This window comes from Novosphingobium sp. GW835-FHT14H07 (assembly GCF_058793515.1).
This window is the reverse complement of record NZ_JBXAFX010000030.1, coordinates 14,206-34,474: the sequence shown is the minus strand read 5'-3', so window position 1 is coordinate 34,474 and position 20,269 is coordinate 14,206. Positions and strand designations below refer to the sequence as shown.

Below are 20,269 nucleotides of genomic sequence, written 5' to 3'. Positions count from 1 at the left end.
GCACCTACGGGTCCAAGGTTGATCGTCGGAACACGGGAACCACCATCGTCCGCCTGCTTCGGAGCAGGCTATCCGCGGAGACCGGGGATGGGCGCTGGTGGGGCGGAGCCTGCGTAGTAGTCCGAGGACGGGAAAGCCGTCCACATGGCGAAGGCAGGCAGGAAGTCGGTGGGCTGTCATGACGGAGGAACTACCAGTGGACTCTGGTAATCAAGCCCCACAGGCTTGGCTCCTCGGCGTTCAGCGAAAGCTCTACCAGTGGAGTCGGGAAAACCCTGGCGAACCATATGGTGATTTGTGGAATTGGGTGACCGATCCCCACAATTTGCACATGGCCTGGAGGACGATTGCCGGTAATCGCGGCAGACGCACTCCGGGAGTCGACGGGGCGACCGTAGAGAAAATTGCGACCGGCATTGGTGTCGACAAGTTCCTTCAGGGGCTCCGCGAGGAGCTTCGTTCGGGCGCCTATCGCCCGTCTCCTGCACGAAGGAAGTGGATCGCCAAGCCGGGCAAACCGGGGAAGTTCCGACCCCTCGGTATCCCTACGGTCAAGGATCGCGTGGTGCAGTGCGCGGTCAAGCAAGTACTGGAGCCGATCTTCGAGGCCCGGTTCTGGCCAGTCTCATACGGGTTCCGGCCCGGACGGGGCAGTCAGGCCTGTCTCGAACATATCCGTGTGACCATCCAATCGCGGGGCAAACCTGCGGCGGATGGCTATCGACACAATGCGCCGTACCAATGGGTAATCGAAGGCGACATTGAGGCCTGCTTCGACCACATCGGCCATCACCCGCTGATGGAACGCGTGCGCCACGGCGTCGCGGACCTCAAGGTCAACCGGTTGATCGTGCAGTTCCTCAAGGCCGGGGTCTTGGAGGATGTCACGTACAGCCCCACGGACACCGGAACGCCGCAAGGCGGGGTGCTCTCACCGCTGCTGGCCAACATCGCGCTTAGCGTGATCGAGGAGCGGTATCGGGACTGGGTGCGCCGCCCCGAAAGCCCGGAGCTGAAATCCGATGGGATCAAGCTGGCGGCGATTAGGCGCGAAAAGGATCGGAAGGCCGGTCGAACGGTCTTCTACCCTGTTCGCTATGCCGATGACTTCCTGATCTTCGTGTCGGGGACGGAAGCCGATGCTCTTGCCGAAAAGCAGGCGCTGGCATCCTACCTGCACGACGCGATGGGTCTGACGCTCTCGCCCGAGAAGACGCGCGTCACAGCGCTGACCAAGGGCTGTCGGTTCTTGGGATGCCGCGTGCGGCTCAAATGGGACAAGCGGTTCGGGCTTCATGCCCGCATCGAAATCCCGCGCGAGCCAATCAACGGCTTCCGCATCCGGGTAAATCAACTGGCTCGGCGGCAGACGCTTCGGCGTTCGCTCACGGCCATGCTTCAGGAACTCAATCCATACCTTCGGGGGTGGTCCGCCTACTACCGCTACTGCGTGGGGGCCAAGCGCATCCTCGCCAGTCTCGACTGGCATGTGCGCCAACGGCTCTGGCTGTGGCTGCGGGCCAAGCACCATCGCGTCCCCGGTAGAAAAATCGCATCGTGGCGCAGGCCGAGCATCGCCCACCCGGGCAACTCGGTCTGGGCCGAAGGCGGCACGGAGCAGTTCTTGATGAGCTACGTGCCTGTTCGGAGGTTCGATCTCAAATGGATGAAGAAACCCGAGTTCGCCAAGGCTTCTGGAGAGCCGGATGCACAACGAAAGGTGCACGTCCGGTTCGGAGAGCAGGCGTGGGAAACTGGCGGTGGAGACACCCCACAGCGCCCACGTCTGACTCTACTATGAACCGGAAACTCCTTCTCATTCCGCTGGGACTGGCTCTCCCGCTCGCGGGCCTCGCGCTCGCCCAGAGTGCCCCCGACGGCATCGACCTCGACGCTATTCGCGCCCGCTCGGCAGAGCACGCCGAGGACGCAGCCGCCCTGGCGGCGACGGTCCGCGAACGGGCCGAAGCCGTGCACGATGATGCACTTCAGACCCAGGATCGGGCGCAGGCAGCTGGCGCGCGCTACGCGGACAACCTGCCGCCCACGGCGAAGAGCACGGATGTCTTCGATTTCGATGCGATGGTTCGCGAGCGCGCCGAGGCGGAAAAAGCGCCGCTTGGCGAAAGCCCGCGCTTCATCGCCTTTGCCAGTCTGTCGATGCCGCCCGAGGCCTTGAAGGCCTTGGTGCGCGACATGGGCCGCGCCGGCGGCGTGACCGTGCTGCGGGGCTTCCCATCTGGCGATTCAAAGCGGTTCAAGGCGCTCCTGGCCGAGATCTGGCAAGGCGAAGATGCCCCGCAGGCGCTCGGAATCGACCCGCGCCTGTTCCGCGCCTTTCGCATCGAGGCAGCGCCGAGCTTTGTCATGGTGGGGAGCGACTTCTCACCTTGCGATGGCTTCGATTGCCAGGACGTCCCGCCGCCCCACGACCGGCTGACCGGCAATGTGACTGTCGGACAGGCCCTCGAAACCTTCAAAGACGGTGCTGGCCCGGGCGCTGCGCTGGCGCGCCTTCATCTGACCCGCCTCGAAGCAGGAGCCGATCAATGAGAACGATCCTGACGCTACTCTGCGCCGGTCTCCTGTGCGCGGGCGCCGCTCAGTCCGTCTCGGCCCAGTCACAATCAAGGCAGACGACTGCTGATGCGAAGGCCGACGGCAAGGCGTTCGGCAATGCCGTGATCGACCAGGTGAAGAGTGCAGCCACTACTGCACCCGACGCCTCGCGCGTGCCTGGTTTCAACCCCGCCGGGACGCAGAGTCTGGAAGATCTGGCCGCCCATCCGGACCGGATCGAGGGCGCTGCGCGCAGTGCAGCTGCCAGCAACACTGCCATCCGCGCGATTGAGGATTCGATGAACAATCGGGCGCGCTTCTCACCCCAGGAGATCAAGAGCATCCTCGCGCGCTCGGGTGAGATCAGCAAGACCCCGCTCGACTACACCAGCGGCATGTCGGTCTCCGGCTCGAAGGGCAATTGCGTGCCGCTGCCGCCGGGCACTGGCTCGGTCGGCACGTACATGGCGACCTGCAACACCGGCTATACGGCCGAGCAGAAGTCCGCATCCTGTCCAATCACGCTGGAGGCCAGCGCAACCCCGCGCGACATTTACGGCTACTATTGCGTTGGCGGCAGCGGGGTCGATCCCGCCAGCATCTACGCCTGCAATCATTATCCGGCGCCGCAGTGCACGGTCACGCAGTCCTGGCCGATCAACCTGTGCGATCCCTATTTCGGAATTTACTGGGGCTGTTCCTATGGCGACCTGCATGTCGACCTGGTGAGCTGTACCGCGCCGGTTGATGGTGCGACGCCTTACACCACGACCACCGAAACCGTGGTGACGACCCAGCGCAACGAGAGCCAATGCTCGGGTCTTGCGGGCGATAGCAATTGCTCGCTCGACAGCGAGGTCTGCACCGACAGCGATCCCGTCACCCGGATCGTCGACGGCGTGTCGGTGACCCAGCCCTGCTGGGCCTGGCAGCGCAATTACACCTGTTCGGCCAGGATCGCCGGCAATGATTGCAGCGAGCTCGAGGCCAACGGCAGCTGCCGCTTCGTGCGCGAGGATTGCCTGACGGGCGACAGTCCCTGCTTAACCGCTGAGCGTGTCTACGAGTGCCCGGTGCCGCCGAGTGAGACGTCGGGCCAACAATATGTCTGCGACGGCGATGTCTACTGCATCGACGGCTCGTGCGAGACCATCCAGCGCGAAGCCAACGACGAATTCAAGGACGCAGTCGTCGCCTTGAGCGCGATGGACCAGGCGCGGCGTGAATTCGATCCTGCGACCATGACCCTGTTCAAGGGCGAACGCGAGACCTGCTCTTCCAAGGTCTTCGGCGTGCTCAACTGCTGCAAAGGCAAGGGCTTCCCGCTCATCCCCGGTATCCAACTGCTAGTCGCGCTCGGCTGCGGGCGTGAGGAAATCCTGCTGCATCAGCGCGATGCGCAGGGTCTGTGCGCCTATGTGGGCACCTATTGCTCGTCGAGCTTCCTCGGGGTCTGCCTGACCAAGAAGAAGGTCTACTGCTGCTTTGAATCCAAGCTGACCCGCATCCTGCAGGAGCAGGGCCGCGCGCAGCTGCCCAAGCCCTGGGCCAAACCCAAGTCAGAGCAGTGCCTGGGCTTCACGCTCGACGAGTTCGCTCGCCTCGACCTCTCCCGCATGGATTTCTCCGAGGTCTACGCCGAGTTCACTGACGCTGCGCGCCTCCCCGACGAGCTGCAGACCTCCGAACTGATCCAGCAAAAAATCCGCGACTATTATGAAAGGAGCAGCCAGTGAGCGCGCTTCGTACTTCTGTAACCGGCGCCCTCATGGCTGCGCTGCTCGTCCCGACATTGCCGCTCTTCGCCCAGAACAATGGGCCGCAGCAGGCCGTGACTACCGACGAGGCGGATGCCTTCTACTGCGGTGAGCGGCGCCTCGGTTACTGGTTCTACTGCGTACGGCCCAAGCCGGCTGAACCGCGTGAGCAGGGATCGGCACCCCAGATGCAGTCGGCAACGGCCCAGCTGGAAGCCGTCACGGCCGAGCTGCGCGAACTGAAGGCCCGCGCGATCATTGAGCCGACGCCTCAGAACGTGACTGCCTATATCCGCTTCCAGCGCGAGCAGCTCGATCGGGCCTCGCTGTTTTCCGACGTCTGGCAGCGCGCGATCTGGCAGCAGCCCGAGCTCGACTACACGCTCGAGCGCCCGGTTGGCACACTGGCCAAGCGGCAATGGCAGGACGCCCGGGCGGCCGAGCGTGACACGATCATGGCGCACCTCGGTGACCGCTACGGGCTGTTCTACTTCTTTGCCCAGACCTGCGGCGCCTGCGAAGTCATGAGCCCGATCGTCAAGGCGGTCGCCGATCGCTGGCACCTGACAGTCCGGGCTATTTCGACCGACGGCGGTCCCTCGCGCCATTTTCCGCAATACGCCGTCGAGAACGGGCAGCGCCCGCGCATGGGATTGGAGCCCAAGATCACCCCGGCGCTGGTCCTATGGGACAGCGAAGCGGGGCGCGCGATCCCGATCGGCTACGGCGTCCTTTCGGCCGATGAATTGCAGGATCGCATCTTTCTCCTGACCTCAAAGGAAGCTGGTCATGATTTCTAAGCTGCGCAAAGCGGCGCTTGCGCTTGCCGCCATGAGCCTCGTTGCGACCCCGCTCCACGCCAATGTCGGCGACAGCATGGACCGCTTTATGAACGACATGGGCGGCGCGGCGAATGTCACGGGTCCAAGCGCCTTCCAGGGCCAATCGGCAGGCTACTACAGCCTCGGCAATGTCTGGACGCGCTTCCCGCAAAAGACGACCAACATCGCCAATCTCCAGCTGCCCAAGGCGCGGGCCGGTTGCGGCGGTATCGACATCTTCGCTGGAAGCTTCAGCTTTATCAACGCGAGCGAGATGGTCGCGCTGCTGAAGGCGGTCGCGAACAATGCCGTGGGCTTTGCCTTCAGCTTGGCGATCGACACGGTCTGCCCGGAATGTTCGAAGATCATGCAGGAGTTTGCGCAGAAGGCGCAGCTCATGAACAATCTGTCGATCAACTCCTGCGAGATGGCGCAGGGGCTGGTTGGCGGGATCTGGCCCAAGGGCGATCTGGCCGACAAGGCGATCTGCGAGGCGATCGGCAACAGCGAGGGCATTTTCACCGATTACGCGGCGGCCAAGCATGGCTGCGGCACGCGCGGTCAGCGCAGCTCGACCAACTCCGGGGCAGGCGCAAACTATGCCGACGTGAACCCGGCCGTAGCGCGCAACTACACCTGGCATGTCCTCAAGAAATCGGCCTTCTTCACGCCCAACGGATCCTTCGACCGCGAGCTCGCCGAATACGCGATGACGCTGATCGGCACGGTCATCTACGTCCCGCCCAAGGACGATGAGCCGGGCAAGTTCGTGCCATTTGCGGGCGATGCATCCTCGACCCTGGTGACCGCGCTGCTCGATGGGACGCAAGGCCAGACCGTCCGGGTCTTTTCCTGCGACGAGCCGGACCAGTGTCTCAATCCGACGTTCCGGGACATGAGCCTCAGCTCCGCCAAGGCAATCCGGCCGCGGGTAGCTGCGCTGATCGGCAGCATGGTGACCGCGATCCGCTCAGACACCGCTATAGGCGATGCCGAGAAGGAGCTGCTCCAGGTTGCCTCGGTGCCGCTCTACAAGATCCTGACGGTCCAGGCTGCCTATGGCCGGGGCATGGCGACCGATGATCGCGACACGCTTGCTGAAATCACCAGCATCGACCTGCTCTACGCGGTGCTCGACCGGATCGTGTCCGAGGCCGGCCGCTCGATGGCGAGTTTCATCGCCGCCGACGAGGCCAAGCTCGCGATCTGGCGTTCGCAGGTTGCAGACGTCCGCTCGAGCCTCGCGCAGCGTCAGGCGACGGGACAGGCCAAGGTCTCGGCCATCATGCAGATCATCGAGAAGACGGCGATGATCGAGAACATGCTGGCTGCCTCGATGTCCCCATCAATGGCCGCATCGCTCGACTGGTCGCGCGCCCTCCAGTCACGTTCCATCGTCCCTTAAGGCGAGACATGTCATGATCGAGATCTTCACGGTCGGCGGCGGCGAGTACATCGTCAATGTCCTCAATGCCGTCGCCAGCTGGACCGGCGCGGGCGGCTACAAAAGCCTCATCCAGGTCACCATGGTGATGGGGCTGGCACTGGCAGTCATCGTGCTTGCCTTCAACCAGGACTGGCGGGCCTGGCTCAACTGGTTCCTTGGCGCGACGCTCATCTACATGTGCCTGATGGTGCCGCGCATGGACGTCCATGTGACCGACCGGGTCAACCCGAGCCTTGCGCCTGCGAACGTCGCCAACGTGCCGCTCGGTCTCGCGCTCATGGCGAGCTTCACAAGCCAGGTCGGCGACTATCTCACGCGCTCGGCCGAGCTCGTCTTTGGTCTGCCCGATGATCTCAACTACTCAAAGAACGGCATGATCTATGGCGCGCGGCTGATGGAGGCAACGCGCTCGCTGCGGATTTCCGATCCCGAATTTGCCGCCAATCTCGACGAGCATGTCCGGCAATGCGTGTTCTACGACCTGCTGCTTGGCCGCTATTCGATGAAGCAGTTGGCTGAGAGCGACGACGTCTGGACCACGATCGCGCCCGGCAGTGCGGCGCGGGCCCAGAAGTTTGTGACCCGCCAAGCTGATGACAGCGTGACCGCCTCGATCGTCACCTGCCGCGATGCCTACACCGCGCTCTCGAGCCAATGGGCGGGGCTGATCGATTCCATGGCGCTCAGCGCCGGACGGCAGCTTTACCCGCGCCAGAGCGCGGCACTCGCCAAGACCAAGCTGCTCGCGGACTTGCCGGTCGCCTACCAGTATCTCTCGGGGGTCTCGAAGAATGCGAGCGACATCTTTCGGCAAGTTCTGACGATCAACGCGATGAACCAGGCCATGCACGGGTTCGCGGGCGCGAGCGGCACCTCGAGCATCGACGTCTTCGCCCAGACCCGGGCCGACATTCAGACTGAGCGGACTTATGCCTCGATCGCGGAGAACGCGATGAAGTGGGTGCCGATCCTCAATGTCGTGCTGACGGTCGTCTTCTACGCGATGTTCCCGGTCATCTTCCCGTTGTTCCTGATGCCCAAGACTGGGCCGGTAGCGCTGCGCGGCTACATCACCGGGTTCTTCTACCTCGCGGCATGGGGCCCGCTCTTCGTGATCCTGCACATGATCCTGATGTTCAAGGGGGCGAGCGATGTTGCGGCGGCCGGCGGCGGCACCGGGCTCTCGCTCGCGACCTTCGCGGGCATGACCGACGTGAACCGCGATATTGGGCTTCTGGCCGGTTATCTCGTCGCGTCGGTTCCGTTCCTGGCGGGCGGCGTCGCCAAGGGCGCGCTCGCGATCTCTGGGCAGGCGACCTCTTACCTCAACCCCTCGCAGAATGCGGCCGAGGAAGCGGCGCGCGAGGCGAGCACCGGCAATGTCTCGCTCGGCAACAGCAATCTCGACAATTCGACGGTCTTCTCACGCCAGTTTGCCCAAGGGGCGCTCAATCCGAGCATCTCGTATGGCGCCCCGCAGACGCGTGGGTTCAGCGATGTGGGCACCCAGACGACAAGCTTCGGTGAGGCGGAATTCGCGAGTGTGCCGAATTCCCAGTACCCGTTCACGCCAACGTTGGGGCAGGATTTCACGAGCAGGCTCTCGACGATGGCAAGCCAGAGCCGAGGGCAGAGCGAAACCTATTCGAACCTTGCCCAGCAATCGACCAGCTCGGCCGTCACCCGGTTCAACGAGATCCGCAATGCCTACAGCCAGGGGCGTTCTTCGGAAACGGTCAGCGGCACCGGCAGCAACGACAGCATTGGCACGGCATTCAGCGAGGTCGACAACGCCTCCACCACCCTGCAGCGCCAGTTCGGCCTTTCGCGCCGGGCCGCCGACGACATCACAGTGTCGTGGTTCCTTAATGGCCAGGCTAGCGCTGGCGTTGGAGGAAGCCTTGGGCCAGTTGAGCTTGGCGCGAAAGCCAGTGGGGGGCGAAACAAGTCTTGGACCGACAGCGACGTCGGCATTGCGTCTGAGGATCGCAACCGAATTACCGGGACGTTGCAGCAGCTTTCAGACACGCGGAACTGGTCGAACACGCGTGAAGGCTTCCTCCGCCAAACGAGCTCGAGTTCGAGTTCGCAGGTCTCGACCAGCGCTGCGGGTCTCAGCCGCTCGTTGACCGAAGCACAGACCTACTCTGTCGAAGCACGCCGCGCCGAAGAAATGGCGAGCCGGCTCGAGAACCAGGCCTCCTGGTACGAGGGCGCGAACGCTGCCGGTTCGCTTAATCTCAGCCAGGCCTATCGGGAATGGGGCATGGCGGAGCTTGAAGCGAACCGCGACTATTACGGCCCAGTCCGCTTCGACGACATCAATTTCCAGATGAGCGCACAGGGCCAGCAGCTCCAGGCGCGGTTCGTGGAGACCTATGCCGACCGGCTGCATGATGACATTGAGGGGCAATTGACGCTGCCCGAGTTCGCGCCGGTCAGCCGCCCTGCCGTTACAAGCCAAGGTAGCGTCCGCGCGCATGGACCCAGTGGCGGCGTTGGATCAGGCAGTCTTGGTGCGGCTCCCGACACGTCGGGGATCAGCGAAGAAGTCCGGGCGGCGCAGGCGCGAGGCCGAGGCCGGATCGGTCAATCCAGGAGCAATCTTGACGCTACCACTCGAGCGGCCAAGGGCGCTTCAGAAGAGGCCGCAGACGAGGTGAAGGAGTGGTAGATTTTAGAGGATTAGCTCATCAACGACGAGGTAAATTAAGAACGCAGCCAGCAGAGCAAAAACCGTGATCATCTTGGCCCGGCCCCAAGGATCGGCCCAGGTCTTCTGCCACGTATACGCAGTCAGGCGATTTTCCGCGATGGCCCGGTCGATCTCTTTGAGACCCTTCCAGTCCCCGGTTGCAACCGGGTCATCTGATGACTTCAACATAGGGCACCTATTCAGCAGGCAGGCTGCTCCGAAATCGCTGCATTATCCCAGAATTCCGGGCTTAATGCAGCGATTCTGGCACACAAAATCATGGGTGCCAAGCGGATGTTCGGCGGCATTTTCATGAACTGAGTTCAAGATACCGACAGAAGGCATTCGCGAGTTGCATCTGACGAGGCGTGCGGCATTCGGCCTCGAAAACTTGCGGAGAGCCGACAAGAATAGTGACGCATTTTGCGCGTGAAGTCGCAACGTTCAGCCGGTTCAGGCTGTACAGAAATTCCATTCCGCGCGGCGCGTCGGCATGCGAGGAGCTGGCCAGCGAATAGATCGAAATCGGCGCCTCCTGGCCTTGGAATTTGTCCACCGTCCCGACCCGCGCCTGGGGGAGCCGGCGTTGGATCTCGAACACCTGCGCATTGTACGGGGCGATGATCAGTATGTCCGCGATCCCGAGCGGCTTTTCGTTCCCCTCGCGATCAATCCAGGTCGCACCCTGTGCCAATATGTCGGAGACCAGTTCGGCGATAACGTCAGCCTCTTCGGATGAGCAATTCTGATTGCCGGAATGCTCGACGGGCAGGAACCTCAGACCCGTGCCATTGGCGATCCCCTTGGCGTTTACCCGCTGCCCGGCCGCTTCCGCCTTGGCTCCCAGCTTGCCCTCGTAAAAGAGCTCGGATGTGAACGCACAGATATCCGGATGCAGCCGCCAGGTGACGTCGAGAAACAGGCCTTCGTCGGGTGCGATGGTTTGCTTGCCCGAAAGCAAGTGGTCGAGAGCAGAGCAGCCGGTGCCATCCGGGTGACTGCCTTGCATGGGCTGGTCGAGCTGCTGCGGGTCTCCGAGCAGAACCAGCGTTTTTGCCGCCTGCGAAACGGCAAGCACATTCGCCAGCGACATCTGTGCCGCCTCGTCGACAAAGAGAACGTCAAGACTTTCAAAGGCATCCTCGGTCGACCACAGCCAGGCGGTGCCGCCTGCAACGCTGCAATCCGCGTTGAGCGCGGCGAAGACCTCCGCATTGTTCTTCTTCGCGAACCGCAGCCGATCGGTTGCGTCTTCCTTGGACCCGCCCTTCGGCTTTTGGATGCAGATCAGGGCGGTGTTGGTCTCCTCGGCGACCTCAATGACTTTGTTCAAAAGGTTGCGGATTACTTCGTGACCATTGGCCACGATCCCCACCTTCTTACCCTGGCGGACGAGCTCGCAAATCATGTGCCCACCCGTGTGGGTCTTGCCAGTGCCAGGAGGCCCCTGGATCGGCAGCACGCCTGCTGAGATGAGCGGGCCGATGCGCACGCCCGCATCGAGGGGCTTTTCACCGTCGCGCCGCACGGCGCTGCCGTCAGCAATACGCGGCGCCACGCGCATCAGCATGTCACGCGCCGCCTGGTAGGTTTCTCCCTCGTCCATGCCATGCTCGCAGACATGAGTTGCCAATCTGACCAGCGCTTCCTGCATCGGTTTGGACGGCACATGCTCATGCACGAAGACTGCGGCGGGATGTTCGTCCGCCATCGCCGAGGCCTTCTTGATATCGATGGTGCGCTGTTCCCTCGAGATATCCTCAACGGTGCCCAGCGTCTGGCCGCCCTGCATTCTCAGGCCTTTGCCTGCGCGAATATCGGCTTCCTGCACCGGGAAGCTGTATCGATCGATCGGGCATTTGGCGGTGCCGCCGACCGTTTCCAAGAAGGTGAGACCTGCGAGGCCAGCGCGCTCATCGATAAGCTCTTCTGCAGAGAGGTCACTGAGGCGGAAGTATTCCCACCAGGTCGCCTTTTCCTCGCGGCGATGCCACTCGAGAAGATTGGCCAGGAGCCAGCGCGCGTGCTGCTCGGCGGTGCGCTCTTCCGGATCGACAGGCACGTCGGCAGTCAGCTGCTCAATCAGCGGCGTGATTCGCTCGAGCCATTCGGAAAGGCCTTCGCTGGGTCCGCTCTCACCTGGTTCCGGCCTCGTTACTTCGATACCTCGAGCAATGAGCTTGGTGCGTTCCGCCTCCAGCCAATCACGCAGGGCCTCGGTCGAGACACAGTCGTCGCGGTTGTAGGCTTCGACGGTCTGCTTATCCTCCGGCAGAATTCCCGCCGCGTCGTTCAGTTCAAGGCTCACCTGCAGCCGGTTAAGCGCCAGGTTGGCATCCGGAAGGCTGGCGTCGCGAACATAGCCGTAAAGCGGCTCGAGCTTCTTGATGGAATAGCTCTCGACGCCCGCACGCAGCGAATGGCGGACCACGCTCAGCAAATCGACGAACACGAGACCACGCAGCAGCGAATCCAGTTCGTCTTCGCGCGTGCCATATCGCCCCATCAGCCGCTTCAGCGCGCCAGGCTCGTACCCGCCATAGTGGTAGACGTGGAGCTGCGGGAAGACCTTCCTCCGCTCGAGCACGAAATCGATGAATGTCTCAAAGGCCGCCTTCTCACCAGTGCGGTCTAGCGCCCAGAGCCCGCGGTACTGTGGCTCGCCCTGCTCGCGGAAGTGGAAGCCCAGGAGATATTCCAGCCCATGCTGGCCGACGAAGGAATCTCCCTCGAAGTCGAGAAAGATATCGCCCTCGCAAGGCTCGGGTAGGCAGTTGAGACCGAAACCTGCCACCGGCGCCAGAAGTTCGTAGCGCAGTTCGCCGCTGGCTCTGGATTCGAGCTGGATCCTGGCCTGCTCGCGAACGCGGGTCAGGGATTCTTTCGAGCCGCGCTCCGGTTTCCATTGCAGGGGCAGCGGCAGTTCTGCCAGCGCCGTTGCCGTGGTGACGCCGTGATCCTTGAGCTCGACAATCTGCATCGAGGAGATGCCCGCGACGAGGCACAGGTGATCGTCATCCCGGCGCTGCTTGTCGCAGCGCGCGCTCCAATTGCAGATGTCGCAGTTTGATGTCGGCTCCGGGTAGGTCTGACCGGACTGCTCGCTTCCGATCGCTCCGAGCAATCCTTGCTTCACCTGACGATGATAGGCGGCGAAATCGGCGAGCCGATACCGCTCCGGTTCAAAGTCGGTCCAGGGCGGGATGACGCTGGCAAAGACCGGGATTGTCCCTTGCACTCCCCCGATGAGCTCGGAGTAGAGGCACAGCTGGAGGACGGTGCCGCCTTTCGTTTCCCGGGCGAGCTTGGTGTCGGCGGCTTCATAGGACCAGTTGCCGAGGTCGCTTGGCGTATCAACGCGCTGCAGAATGTCGGCGCGGCCAGCCCAGGATCCGCCTCGAAGCGCGCCCTGGACGATCACGTCTACGCCCGCCCGCATGGCGGCGATGGTCTGGGCGACGGCCTCGTCGCTGATGTCCACACCTTCAATCACAACGCATGAAAGGCCTTGGGCGCGCAAATGGTCCACATAGGCCAGCTCATGCTGCTTGCCGCGCTCCCAGAGCGCCTCGAGCGCTGGATCGAAGAATTTCGGGCGCGAAAGTTCACCGCGCGCTGCCGCATGCTCCAATTGGGTCAAATGCCGGCAGTTCAGATATCCCACCAGATCGGTAGCACTAAGGCGCGGCGTTCCATTTTGAATTTGCACGTTAAAGCCCCCGTAAACTCAGCACGCTTCAGCTTCGGCAAGCTCGAGCGTGAGCTGCCGCAATTGTTGGATGACGGCTTGCCGGGAGCCGAGTTCGACGCTCATCGTGCGGAGCCGGGCCTGATCCGCGCCGATCCGGTGCGACGCCAAAGTGCCAGGGCTGTCAGCGAGCGCGAAGTGATGCGGGTAAAGCAGGCTGAGGCTGTTGCATTGGTAGATCTGCCCATAGGCCATCATCTGATAGACGTCGGCTTGGGATACCCCCTGCTTAGGATCATCGATCCGGGAGGAAATCCGCTTCCACTTGGTATCGATGATCTGCACGACCTCATTGCCACGCTTCACCAGAATATCGGGCCTGGTCTGAAACACCTGGCGGCCATCGGTCTCATTCTCGAGGCAAAAGAGACGTCCGCCTTGAAGGCTGACGCTAAATCCTGTGCCCGAGAGCGCACGCTTGAGCAGGCGCCCCACATACTCCTCGAACAGCGTGTTCATCTCAAAAAGAAGCGAGAAGCCGTCCTGCCGGCCCATCGAACTCGTCTGGAACCGGTCGCCCAGGAGAAGCCGAGCTAACGTGATCAGCTCCTTCCAGCGCGCGTTGGTCCGATCAAGATGCACGTCGTCCCAGCGCAATCCGCTTACCGGAACATCGGCAATGTCGGCATAGGCGAAGCCCAGCTCGGCCAGCCTGCGCTGGTTGTCCGCATTGTTCGAAACGCGCAGCAACCGGGAGACAGCGGCTTTCATGATCTGATTGAGCGGCGTGTCAGGCGACAGTTCATCGAAACGGCAGGCGAGACGCTGGGGCGAGGCGGCGAGACGCGTAAACTGCCGCACCACATCAAGTCGCCCGCGAAGCGCGGGCAATTCATCCTCGCAGGCCATGTAGCGACGCGGCATGCCCTGACGCAGGGCGTCGGCAAGCTTGCGGGAAAACAGCCCGATCAGGACTTCGAGCAAGGTGTCGCGTTGAGACCCAAGCGAAGTCATGGTGCCGCTGTCGATCTCCAGATCGAGCGCGACGGCCAGCATATGCACCAGGCGATCCCGCAAGTAGGCGCGATTGTCAGGATCGCTCTCTGAAGGCTTGGCATCGATCTTGGGCAGGATTTCCAGCGCACACCCATCAGCGACAATCACGCCCACCACCTGACGAGCTCCAAGAGCATGCCGGCCATGCTCCAAGATTCCCTTGCCATTCTTGCCGGCTAGGGGGGATCGACGCGCAACGGCGACAAGCCTGTCTGCTGCCCATGCGGGGATGCATTCCTCACCCTCGCCATGAGCGAGCGATTGCCATTCGAGGAGTGATCGCCGGATCACGCAAAGCCCTTGTAGGCATCATCTGCAAACGGCTGCCGGACCTGCCAGCGCCAACGAGCTGGAGCATCGCCATCGGAGTCGAGGCCGTTGGGGGCCCTCAACTCCCGCCGTTCCAAGAAACGCTCACCGGTCGTGTCGCCAAGCACGGCAGCGACTTTGGACCAGTCCTCATAGAAATACTCGGCGAGGAGCGGGATAACCTTGTGCCGCATGCACTCATCGACGTCCGACCGAGTCGCACACCCCATGAAATAGGCGTGCCCGATCTGGTGTTCGCGGTCGAACAGGTACTCGATGCGCTCGTTAAGAGAGGCAAGGAGATTTCTGAGCGCAATGCCATCGACATTTTCAGGCAGGGCCTCGGTATCCGGCATGAGCTCGCGGAATGTGAAGCGTCGGCGTAGAGCGGTATCCAGCAAGGCGATGGAGCGATCCGCCGTATTCATCGTGCCGATAATGTGGAGGTTCGACGGAACTCCGAAAATCTCACCCGAGTAGGGCAATTTCACGCGAAGCTCGTTTTCCTCCCCGATCCGCTTGTCCGGTTCCAGCAAGGTGATGAGTTCACCGAAAACCTTGGAAATATTCGCACGGTTGATCTCGTCGATGATGAGCACATAGGGCTCGGGCACACCCGTCGTAGCGACCGCATCCCCACCCGAGGTCACGATCTGCTCCAGCGCATCCCAGTCGATGTAGCGGTTGTTCAGCTGGTAGACTGAGACCTGGCTGAAGGTCTTTCCGTAGATGCGTTCGCGCGGGAGGCTTTCATCAGAGTGCCACAGCCAATTGACCGAACGGCGATGATTGTACTCACCGTTGGGACCGGGCACGAAACGATAGCCCCCGGTGACCTCGCCAATTGCCCGGAACTTCCGGTTGCCGTCAGACACGACGACCAGAGAGCCGACTTCCATATTGATTCTGAAGGCATACATCTGGGACATGTTGGGATCGTTACCGGTCGCCTCGGGGTGATCCTCGCGCCACCGTTCCTTGATTGCCTCCCACTTGTCGAAGCGGGGATCGGACCAATCGACGTCGCCGCCATATCCCAGGACAATGTACCCATCGCGGATTGCATCCTGGAAGATCGCGTCATCTTCAGCCGCCCAGCTTCGTCCGAGCGACATCTTGAAGATCTTCTGGCTTCGATCGAGCAGTAGCTTCTCGGCGTCCACCGCATGGCCGCGGTTTTCAGAAGCAAGGTTGGCAATCTGCTTGAAGATGCCATCGTGCGGCTTCAGGCTGAACCCTCCGCTGGCCGGGCCATCGTCGCTCTCCTCGCCCGTGACAGGTCTCAGTCCTTCGACGAATTCTTCGTACGAGAAGGACTGGTGGAACGTGACAAAGCCAATGCGCCCCTTGCGATGCAGGGACTGATAGACATCCATCAGCTCCTTGCGGCCAAGCTGCGCCGATCCTGGGCCATTACAAATTTCGACAGCCTCGGCCGCCGTTGCATAGGTCTTTCCCGTTCCCGGAGGCCCGTAAAGGATGAGATTGGTTGCAGTCGGCATGGACGGTCTCATTTCTAAAATTTCTGGCGTTTCATCGGCAGCTTGTTCTTCCTGGCTCACGACCCAGAGGAAGCTCTGGACGTCCCACAGGTCTCGGGGCTGCCATCCCCAGCCGACCATTTCCTCGTAAAGCTTGTGCGCGAAGCGGAGCACTTCGGCGTATTCTTCGGCTGAGAGCGGGCTCCAGCCAAACAGCGGCTTGTGAACCAAAGCCTTGTAGGCTTTCGAGAGCGGGTCGGTGTTGATGCCCAAAGCCTCGCCCGGTCGAACCAGAGCCAAGAACATTGACGGGATATTGCGGCTTTCCGAGTAGGGCTTGCTATTCTCCTGTCCTTCCAGGAGGACGGGCCAGATCGCATCGACCATCTGCTTGGCCGCCTCCGGCGGGTCATCGCTCGAGCGAGCCAGGTGGGCCGCTGCCTCTTCAAGAACATTCGGATGCTGCTGGCGAATGGCAGCCAGACGGTTGTTGGTCCGCCAACCAGGAAGATCGATGCCCGTCAGGATGTCGAACAAGGCACCGCCCAGCGCCTCGGGTGCCAGCGGTGGCTCGGACTGCATGAGCGCGGCAACCTTAGCGACGGCCTCGCGCTTGTAGTTGATGACATCGCTGAAGACCTGCGAGGTCGAGCCGGCGAATCCTTCCGGTTCAAAATCGGGATAGGTCCGCAGGAAGCGAGCCTTGAGGTCCGCAAGCACGGCGGCATCAATAATCAGCTCGTTACCATGGATTGACCCTTTTGCAGGAATGCCGAGAGCCTTGGCGATCTCAGGGGCGATCTCATAAGAGGTCAGCTTCTGTTTGCCGTATCCTAGATAGGGCCGACGACCATTGTTGGATCGCAGCACCCGGACCAGACGCTGCTCCTTGAACAGCGCCCGAGCCACCGCCAGGACATCGTCGGTTTCAATGGCATCTTCGGTCTTGTTCGAAGCGCCCATGATCCGGAAGGCTTTGACCCCCGACTGCCGGTTGGTTTGGCGAATGGGCCAGTGAACTGTTCTGGAATCATCAAAGAGAGCGATGCGCTTCTCGGCATCGACACTGTCAAACCCTTCGCCGGTAGTCCCTGACCGGAACTGGATGTAGTAATTCAGCGTCGAGCGATAGTGCGAGAGGTTCGCATAGAGATTGCCATCAATCGGAAAGCGAGCCGGGTTTTCCCGGCCGGCACGCTCATCGGCCTTCGAATAGGTAAGTTGGGCCTTGATGCCTTCGAGGCCATCGGCGTCATAGGCTTCGTCGAGATCGCCATAGTGCGCCTCAAGACGCTTCGCGTCTTGCGCCTGGGTGTTCTGCGTAGACAAGGAATGACCCTGATCCACCATCCACTTTCGAAATTCAGCTTCTTGCATTAGTGCTTTCTCAAAACGCTTTGAATGGATGAGACCAAGGGTTACAGTCTATTTTGTATCTGTGAGGTGGCGAACCACTTCGACCATGGCGAATGTGTCTTTTGCACAGTAAGTTCTGAGCGATTGCGCTATTTCAGCCACCCGGGCCTCGGTCGTGACCGGAGAAATTGCTTCGAGGTAGGCAAGCTGCGCCGCAGAACCATCCGCGACATCCAGCGCGGCGTAGTCGCCGCTATTCCTGATGGTCGGCAGAACAGCCTTGATGGACCAGCTGCCGCCTTGGTCACGGTGATACCAGTGCTCTCGGGTCACCGGCAGCAAATCGACGATGCGCGCCGCGATCGCCTTGAGATCCTCGGCCAGATCCGAAAACCGCTCCGCCAGCCGGAGGATGCATGTCCGCTCAAAGGCTGCATTGTAGGCGATGATGGTTCCGTCCTCGGGAATTTGGGCCACGAGAGCCTCCGCGCAGGTGCGGCGAGGATCTTGGCCATCCAGGCTCAAGAACTCCCGGTGAGTGATATGCCCTGTGCGATCCTCGATGTGCGCTGAAAACTGAAAAGGGACTTGCTCCCAGGGCTTGGTTCCTAGCCAGCGAGGCAAGGCAAAAGCGATCGTCTCGAAATCGAGATAGGTCCGGGGATATTCCCAATCGCCGATGATCCGCCGCGCTCCTTCCACGTCGTGGTAGGGGACGCCCGACAAGGTCGCTTCATGAATGCGCGCGTGGACGGCATTGGTGAAACTGCCAGGTGGGACATCCTCAAGCTCGACAATGCCGTGCTCGGCCCACTTGGCGGCAAGTTGCCGTCCCGTTCGGGGCAGCGAGGAGATCGGATACCGCACCGTTTCCAGATCGCGCGAGCAATAGGCCACAAATTCGCAGGGGAATGGATCATGGCAATGATCGCCGGGATCGCGAGCGGGCTCTTCCGAGCCAAGCACCGACCGGATTTCAGCGACCAGCTTCGGGCGCTTGAGGGACAGTGGCTTAGCATCCTCCAGAGATGGCGTATCCACGAATGCGCCGTGGTAGTTGCCTTCCTCGGTCAAGAAAAAGTGGTTGTTGAGGTGCCGGATGGCGGCTGAACTCACCTGGACCCCGGCCTCACGCAGCACCCAGAGCTGGGTCGCCAGATCGGCGACATGATAATCCTTGCGGCTCGTCGAACTCTTCACTTCGGCAACGTGCCAGCCCCCAAGGCCGTCGGGTTCCATGATATCCACCCGGACGAGCACACCATCGTGGGCAAAGGTCGCCTCGAACAATGGCGCTTGGACCGAGGCGGAGATAAGGTCCTGGGTCCGCTGAAGGGCAGCGGCAAGGTCAGGCTCAGCCTCGATCATAACGCCACCAGGGCATAGTGCGCAGGCCGCGTCCCCGACTTCATGGCCAGCAGCGAAACGCGCCTCAGCACCGGCATCGAGCTCTGCAAGGTCCGCGCGATGCGTTTGCAACCACAATCGCTTCGGGCACTGCTCGAAGGAGGTGATCTTCGATTTGGAAAGGCCGAACTGCCGGCTGCCAGAATTCATTGAACTACGTTATGCCCCCTTCATTCCCGCTATGCATCTTGCCCACTCGGGATGACAAAATCTGTCACCCTTAATCAGGCATCCCTGCGCGCCGATTGATAATGGAGGCGCTTCTGGTCTGTGTCCGGCTTGCTGACAGAACACCCAATGCCATCCAAGCTCAGCCAAAGAGTTAATTATCAGAATTTCAACCGATGATGGCGATGACCCGCAGTAATGATTGCTCCGTCATCGCCGACTACGAGGTAAGCATCGAGCGCCTTTTCCAGCTTGAGGAACGCCGATTTGCCCAAGTCCTTGAGCATCCGGGACCGGCTTTGCCTGGTGAGATAGCAAACCTCGGCGCCGCGATGACGACGATACTCTCCGTAGGCCATCAGGGCATCGACGGCCTGATGTGAAATCGCGCGCTGCTGCATGCGGGCTTCGGCGTGGTGCGTAAACATCTGATCGTCCTTTCCCTTGGTGATGATTTGTGTCTAAATCACTGGGGTGACAGAAACTGTCATGGGGGCCCTCTATGTCATTTGCCAAGGCGGTGGATCTCTTGCGTCTCGCGATGATGGCCACGTCCCGACAGGGGGTTTGTCTCAGTGATGTGGAAGCAGAATTCGGCGGTGTCCGGCGGACGGCACAGCGCATGATCGCGGCTCTCGAAGAGGCGTTTCCTGCGACTGAACACTATGTGGGTGACGACTGCCGGCACTATTGGCGCCTGCCGTCTCGGGCGGTCGCGCCACTCCTTACCCCATCTGCAGAAGAGCTTGTAAGCCTCAGGTCGGCGATCAGCGAACTCGAGCGGGTCGACATGAACGGCGAGGCTATCCAGCTGCGTAGCCTTGAGCGCAAAGTCCGGGCTCTAATTCCCAGCGATCGAACGCTTCGTCTGGCAACCGATGAGGAAGCTCTGCTCGAAGCCATGGGCTTTGCGGCCCGGCCTGGCCCCCGTCCGTCGATGAATGAGGCGGTGGATCTCGCCATCTCGGAGGCAATCAAGGGGCCGTTCGAGCTCAAAATTCAGTATCAAGGCAGAAGAGACGCGAAGCCACGCTGGCGAACAATCGAGCCGCTTGGCCTGCTCCTGGGGTCCCGACGCTATCTCGTCGGCATCGATACGGCCAAGCGCGACGGACGCTACCGGCACTACCGGGTCGAAGACATCATGGAGGCCCAGGTGCGGGCCAAAGTCTTCACCTATCCGGACGATTTCGATCTTCGAGAATATGCCACCCGTGCCTTTGGATCGTATCACCACGAGGCCGAGTATGGGGAAGTGATCTGGAAATTTTCCCCCGAAGCCGCGGATCGGGCGGCAAGGTTCCAATTCCATCCGAGCCAAGAGATCGAGCATCTGGATGACGGCGCCATGCTGGTACGCTTCAAGGCGTCCGGTCACCTTGAAATGAGTTGGCACCTCTATGCTTGGGGCAGCAGCGTTGAGGTACTTGCCCCGCCAGTTTTGACAGAAATGGTACATCCATACCGAAGATCGGACTTCGCAGCCCTCCCGTGAAATGAATGAAATCTACACTTTGGGGAATTG

General features: G+C 61.5%; 13 protein-coding genes. 7 read left to right on the top strand and 6 right to left on the bottom strand.

Features of this window, described 5'->3' with window-relative positions:
* The first annotated feature begins 331 nt into the window (after positions 1 to 331).
* From ltrA to AC1Q5P_RS18680, 6 genes are read left to right on the top strand one after another with little or no spacing between them, the layout of a single operon-like run.
* Positions 332 to 1,801: a group II intron reverse transcriptase/maturase gene (gene ltrA, locus AC1Q5P_RS18705; protein WP_492519752.1), complete on the top strand. Its 1,470-nt coding sequence runs from the start codon at positions 332 to 334 to the stop codon at positions 1,799 to 1,801.
* Entirely contained in the window at positions 1,798 to 2,553 is a 756-nt protein-coding gene (trbC, locus tag AC1Q5P_RS18700) for a type-F conjugative transfer system pilin assembly protein TrbC (RefSeq protein ID WP_129405215.1), read from the top strand. The genes ltrA and trbC overlap by 4 nt, the downstream gene beginning before the upstream one ends.
* A complete protein-coding gene (locus AC1Q5P_RS18695; RefSeq protein WP_489009364.1) occupies positions 2,550 to 4,295 on the top strand; it encodes a conjugal transfer protein TraN in 1,746 nt (581 codons plus the stop codon). Before trbC ends, AC1Q5P_RS18695 begins: the two co-directional genes overlap by 4 nt.
* A 32-nt stretch (positions 4,296 to 4,327) precedes the next feature.
* Positions 4,328 to 5,116 carry a conjugal transfer protein TraF gene (locus tag AC1Q5P_RS18690; RefSeq protein WP_489009363.1) on the top strand — a complete coding sequence of 263 codons (789 nt, stop codon included), beginning with the start codon at positions 4,328 to 4,330 and terminating at the stop codon, positions 5,114 to 5,116.
* Positions 5,106 to 6,542, top strand: coding sequence for a conjugal transfer protein TraH (locus tag AC1Q5P_RS18685; RefSeq protein ID WP_489009362.1), 1,437 nt, complete (start codon positions 5,106 to 5,108; stop codon positions 6,540 to 6,542). Before AC1Q5P_RS18690 ends, AC1Q5P_RS18685 begins: the two co-directional genes overlap by 11 nt.
* Before the next feature lie 13 nt (positions 6,543 to 6,555).
* A complete protein-coding gene (locus AC1Q5P_RS18680) occupies positions 6,556 to 9,258 on the top strand; it encodes a conjugal transfer protein TraG N-terminal domain-containing protein (RefSeq protein WP_489009361.1) in 2,703 nt (900 codons plus the stop codon).
* 3 nt (positions 9,259 to 9,261) lie between these two features.
* Here AC1Q5P_RS18680 and AC1Q5P_RS18675 read toward each other — a convergent pair whose 3' ends face one another.
* From AC1Q5P_RS18675 to AC1Q5P_RS18650, 6 genes are all read right to left on the bottom strand, one after another.
* Positions 9,262 to 9,468, bottom strand: coding sequence for a hypothetical protein (locus tag AC1Q5P_RS18675; RefSeq protein ID WP_421884912.1), 207 nt, complete (start codon positions 9,466 to 9,468; stop codon positions 9,262 to 9,264).
* A gap of 121 nt (positions 9,469 to 9,589) precedes the next feature.
* Positions 9,590 to 12,988, bottom strand: coding sequence for a TM0106 family RecB-like putative nuclease (locus AC1Q5P_RS18670; RefSeq protein WP_489009360.1), 3,399 nt, complete (start codon positions 12,986 to 12,988; stop codon positions 9,590 to 9,592).
* Positions 12,989 to 13,006: 18 nt separating this feature from the next.
* On the bottom strand, positions 13,007 to 14,131 hold the full coding sequence (locus tag AC1Q5P_RS18665; protein WP_489009359.1) for an McrC family protein: 1,125 nt from the start codon (positions 14,129 to 14,131) through the stop codon (positions 13,007 to 13,009).
* A gap of 179 nt (positions 14,132 to 14,310) precedes the next feature.
* Positions 14,311 to 17,190, bottom strand: a complete 2,880-nt coding sequence (locus AC1Q5P_RS18660) for a DUF8426 domain-containing protein (protein WP_489009358.1) — start codon at positions 17,188 to 17,190, stop codon at positions 14,311 to 14,313.
* A gap of 48 nt (positions 17,191 to 17,238) precedes the next feature.
* Positions 17,239 to 18,537 (bottom strand): DUF2779 domain-containing protein, encoded by a 1,299-nt coding sequence (locus AC1Q5P_RS18655; protein WP_492519751.1) that lies wholly within the window; start codon positions 18,535 to 18,537, stop codon positions 17,239 to 17,241.
* 368 nt (positions 18,538 to 18,905) lie between these two features.
* Positions 18,906 to 19,172, bottom strand: coding sequence for a DUF4258 domain-containing protein (locus AC1Q5P_RS18650; RefSeq protein ID WP_421884920.1), 267 nt, complete (start codon positions 19,170 to 19,172; stop codon positions 18,906 to 18,908).
* Between the two features lie 74 nt (positions 19,173 to 19,246).
* Here AC1Q5P_RS18650 and AC1Q5P_RS18645 point away from each other — a divergent pair, with 74 nt between their 5' ends.
* A complete protein-coding gene (locus tag AC1Q5P_RS18645; protein ID WP_421884922.1) occupies positions 19,247 to 20,239 on the top strand; it encodes a helix-turn-helix transcriptional regulator in 993 nt (330 codons plus the stop codon).
* The last annotated feature ends 30 nt before the right edge of the window (positions 20,240 to 20,269 follow it).

What these genes read in the sequence shown, in the direction of transcription:
- AC1Q5P_RS18660 (WP_489009358.1), bottom strand. Translation starts at nt 17,190, where the DNA reads ATGCAAGAAGCTGAATTTCGAAAGTGGATGGTGGATCAGGGTCATTCC.
- AC1Q5P_RS18675 (WP_421884912.1), bottom strand. Translation starts at nt 9,468, where the DNA reads ATGTTGAAGTCATCAGATGACCCGGTTGCAACCGGGGACTGGAAGGGT.
- ltrA (WP_492519752.1), top strand. Translation starts at nt 332, where the DNA reads ATGGCCTGGAGGACGATTGCCGGTAATCGCGGCAGACGCACTCCGGGA.
- AC1Q5P_RS18685 (WP_489009362.1), top strand. Translation starts at nt 5,106, where the DNA reads ATGATTTCTAAGCTGCGCAAAGCGGCGCTTGCGCTTGCCGCCATGAGC.
- AC1Q5P_RS18645 (WP_421884922.1), top strand. Translation starts at nt 19,247, where the DNA reads ATGTCATTTGCCAAGGCGGTGGATCTCTTGCGTCTCGCGATGATGGCC.
- AC1Q5P_RS18690 (WP_489009363.1), top strand. Translation starts at nt 4,328, where the DNA reads ATGGCTGCGCTGCTCGTCCCGACATTGCCGCTCTTCGCCCAGAACAAT.
- AC1Q5P_RS18650 (WP_421884920.1), bottom strand. Translation starts at nt 19,172, where the DNA reads ATGTTTACGCACCACGCCGAAGCCCGCATGCAGCAGCGCGCGATTTCA.
- AC1Q5P_RS18695 (WP_489009364.1), top strand. Translation starts at nt 2,550, where the DNA reads ATGAGAACGATCCTGACGCTACTCTGCGCCGGTCTCCTGTGCGCGGGC.
- AC1Q5P_RS18680 (WP_489009361.1), top strand. Translation starts at nt 6,556, where the DNA reads ATGATCGAGATCTTCACGGTCGGCGGCGGCGAGTACATCGTCAATGTC.
- trbC (WP_129405215.1), top strand. Translation starts at nt 1,798, where the DNA reads ATGAACCGGAAACTCCTTCTCATTCCGCTGGGACTGGCTCTCCCGCTC.
- AC1Q5P_RS18655 (WP_492519751.1), bottom strand. Translation starts at nt 18,537, where the DNA reads ATGATCGAGGCTGAGCCTGACCTTGCCGCTGCCCTTCAGCGGACCCAG.